This is a genomic window from Mycobacterium sp., assembly GCF_032162105.1.
Lineage (GTDB): Bacteria > Actinomycetota > Actinomycetes > Mycobacteriales > Mycobacteriaceae > Mycobacterium.
On record NZ_JAVRPS010000005.1, the window covers coordinates 1 to 2854 of the forward strand.

Consider the following 2854-nt stretch of genomic DNA (forward strand, 5'->3'; position numbering starts at 1 on the left):
CCCAAACGCCCGGCCCGCGCTGTCGTGGCCCGCATGCGGGTTATGGGACCGGTCAAAGCCGCGGCGCGTCTGGTCCCCGGCGTGCACTGGTAACAGCGCACACCCGAAAATCCCGATCGGGTTACCCTGAAACCGTGGGGGACGACACGGAGCTGGACAACACGATAGGCGAAGCCGACGTCGTCCGGCGTGCGTTCGACAGCCTCCCGCCCTTCATCGTCGCGTTCGCAGGTCCCCAACACCGTTACGTGGCCGCAAATGCGGCGGTGCGAGCCGCGTTTCCCGCGGTGAGACTGGGTGTTCCGGCGGGTGAAATATTTCCCGAATTCGAAGGTCAGAACCTGATCGACATTCTCAACCGCGTTTATCGCACAGCAGAGATCCAGCAAGGGCGGGAGTGGCGTTTCCAATTCGACTTCGACGGGTCGGGAACCATGCAGGAGATTTGCGGCGACATCGTCGTCAGTCCCCGCGTCGGCGTGGACGGGACCATCGAAGGCACCCAGGTGATGCTGACCGACGTCACCGCGCAGGTACACGAGCGAAGGGCAGCTGAAGCCCGCGCCGCAGAACTATCCGAGCGTTACGCGCAGGTGCGGGATCTAGGGATTTTGGTTCAGCGAGCACTGCTTTCGCCGTCGCTGCCGGTACTACCGGGCGCGGACATCGCGGCCGAATACCTGGTGGCCACGCAGGACACCGGCGCCGGGGGCGACTGGTTCGAGGCAATGCCCGGCGATTCCGGCACCGCTTTTCTCGTCGTCGGCGACGTGGTCGGACACGGTGTCGAAGCCGCGGCGGTGATGGCTCAGCTACGGACCGCCGTTCGGCTCGAACTGCTGGCCGGCAAGAGCATCACCGAAAGCCTCACGGCAGTGGACGATTTCAGCAAGCATGTACCGGGGTCGAAGGCGGCGACCCTGTGCATCGGCCGCCTTGACACCCACACCGGTGCGTTCGAGTACTGCACTGCGGGCCACCCCCCTCCGCTGCTGATCAGCGGCGGCGCTGGACGGTTCTTCGAGCCATCTGGCGCCGGTCCGCTGGGCAGCGGGCTTGGCTTCGCCACCGCCACCCAAAACGTGGACGTCGGTGATGCTGTGCTGCTCTACAGCGACGGCATCATTGAGCGCCCCAGCCGGCCCCTTGCCGCCAGCACGGCCGAATTCGCCGACCTGGCGGCTCGTGTCCTTGGCGGCTCGGCCTTCCCGATCGAGACAGCAACGCGTCCCCTCGAGCGCTTGTGCTCACAGACACTGGAACTGATGCTGCGCACCACGGGCTACAGCGACGACGTGACGTTGCTTGCCGCGCAACGACGTACGCCGCCACCGCCACTGAACCTGACCTTGGACGCCGACATCGGCGCAGCGCGAGAGGTTCGCGCCGCGCTTCGCGCCTGGCTAGCCGCTATCGGCGCCGACGACATGGATGTTCTGATCATCGTGCAGATCATCTGCGAGTTCGTCGAGAACTCCTTCGAGCACGGATATCGGTCGAGGGCCGGGGGCGATATCGACGTCGAGGCAACTCTGGATGACGACGGCATGGTGCATGCGACGGTGACCGATCGTGGGCAGTGGAAGACCCCGTCGGCGGACCCGGGACTGCGCGGCCGCGGGCTGATGCTCGCGGATGCGCTGGCCACCGAAAGCCACGTCGTCGGCAGCGACACCGGTACCGCCGCGTCGATTACGCACCTGTTGAGTCGGCCCGCCCGCATCGTCACCGAACCCAACGTCGCGCCCATAGCCCAACGGACCAACGCGCCCGAGTTCTCCGCAGCGGTCGTCGAGGATGGATTCCTGGTGATCACCGGAGATGTCGACAACGAGACCGCCGCGTCTCTGGCGGCACACATCTCGCGTCAAAGCCGCTCAGGCACTTTTCCTTTGAGCCTCGACCTGTCGCCGGTGACGCATATGGGGTCGGCTGGTCTGCGAGTCTTGGCAGAAGCGTTGGAGCGCTCGCGACAGCATGACACCGAACTTGGTTTGATTGCCCCACCGGGGACGCCGGCCCATCACGTCCTGATGCTGGTCGGTCTACCGGTGGTGAGCGAGGCCGTCGCCGACCGGGTCGACTAGCCAGCGGCAGGTATCGTCTGGGTGGTGGCCGCCGCACCAGTTTTCGCCGACGTCGACACCGGCGTAGACGATGCCATCGCGCTGATTTATCTGCTGGCCAGTCCAGATGCCGAACTCGTCGGCATCGCCTCGACCGGCGGAAACGTTGGCGTGGAACAAGTCTGCGAGAACAACCTCGGCCTGCTCGATCTGTGCCGCGTCGATGGCGTGCCGGTGTCCAAGGGCGCCGCTCACCCGTTGAATTCCCCGAACCCGCGCGGCGACAGCGCAGTCCATGGGCCACGCGGACTGGGCTATGCCGAGCTGCCGTCGACCGATCGGGAGCTCTGCGGCGATGATGCCGCGTCGGCGTGGGTCCGCGCCGCCCGTGAGCATCCCGGGGAGCTGATCGGGCTGGCCACCGGACCGCTGACCAACCTGGCGCTGGCACTGCGCAAGGAACCGGAGCTGCCAACACTGTTGCACCAGTTGGTGATCATGGGCGGCGTGTACGACTACCGGGGCAATACCAATGCGGTGTCAGAGTGGAACATCGCAGTGGACCCTGAAGCGGCGGCCGAGGTCTTCGCTGCCTGGTCTCCGAATGAAACAGAAGAGGTTGATCTGCAACGTCTTCCGATCTTGTGCGGCCTTGACGTAACTCGGCAGATCGCGCTTACGCCCGAGATCCTGGTCCAGCTGGCCGCCGCTGCGAGTACCACGACCACCGCGCTGAGCGTCGACGACGAGCCGGGCACCCGGTCGTCGTCGCCGAACGCGTTGATTCG

2 protein-coding genes are annotated in these 2854 nt (G+C 65.7%); both read left to right on the top strand.

Annotation, left to right across the window (positions count from 1 at the left end; all coding sequences use genetic code 11):
- Positions 1-134 precede the first annotated feature (134 nt).
- Entirely contained in the window at positions 135-2087 is a 1953-nt protein-coding gene (locus QOC69_RS00160; protein ID WP_526435145.1) for a SpoIIE family protein phosphatase, read from the top strand.
- 21 nt (positions 2088-2108) lie between these two features.
- The coding region (locus QOC69_RS00165) for a nucleoside hydrolase (RefSeq protein ID WP_526435146.1) at positions 2109-2854 on the top strand (746 nt) is incomplete at its 3' end.